We start from the raw sequence: 527 nt of genomic DNA on the forward strand, positions 1-527 counted from the left end.
AAATAGTGAGAGCTTCAATAATGGGTATAATTTAAATTTAACAGACTGGAATAGCATTTCGGCTCCAGGTATATATTCGGGAAATGGAAGTGATGCCAAAAATTCTCCGAGTTATTCAGAAGGGATATGGATTAACGCAATCGCTTTTGCTTCAAATGGAAATAAGAATTACATAACTATAATTGCATTTTATGGATTACATATATCCGTTAAAACTAAGGCTAAGGAAACATGGAGCGGATGGGAATTGCTTGTTTAAAATGATAATTTTATCCGATTCTTTTGCAAGAGACCCAAACACCACTTGATTTATATACTATGGTAATTTGTGTAGAATTGGCACAAAGTAAACAGGCGTCAGAACCTCCGCTACTTGGTAAAAATATTCCAAAAGACCATGATGGAATTTTTTCACCTGTACTACCCACATCAATACCAGTGCTACCTATTGATATTAATTTAGCTTTATTTCCATCCGGTAATTGTGTAATGCTTTCTGTCTTTCGTGATAATGAGTCACTATTTTG

The 527-nt window shown here is 34.3% G+C and carries 2 protein-coding genes; one reads left to right on the forward strand and one right to left on the reverse strand.

The genetic code is table 11. The features are described from left to right. Positions 1-259 (forward strand): hypothetical protein (locus tag PGQ38_RS19430; RefSeq protein WP_270433223.1); only part of this gene is annotated, 259 nt, incomplete at its 5' end. Between the two features lie 10 nt (positions 260-269). On the opposite strand, the gene PGQ38_RS19435 is transcribed toward PGQ38_RS19430, so the two are convergent. Next, a partial coding sequence (locus PGQ38_RS19435) for a hypothetical protein (protein ID WP_270433225.1) occupies positions 270-527 on the reverse strand: 258 nt, incomplete at its 5' end.

The organism is Blautia faecis (assembly GCF_027662325.1).
GTDB classification, from domain to species: domain Bacteria; phylum Bacillota; class Clostridia; order Lachnospirales; family Lachnospiraceae; genus Blautia_A; species Blautia_A faecis.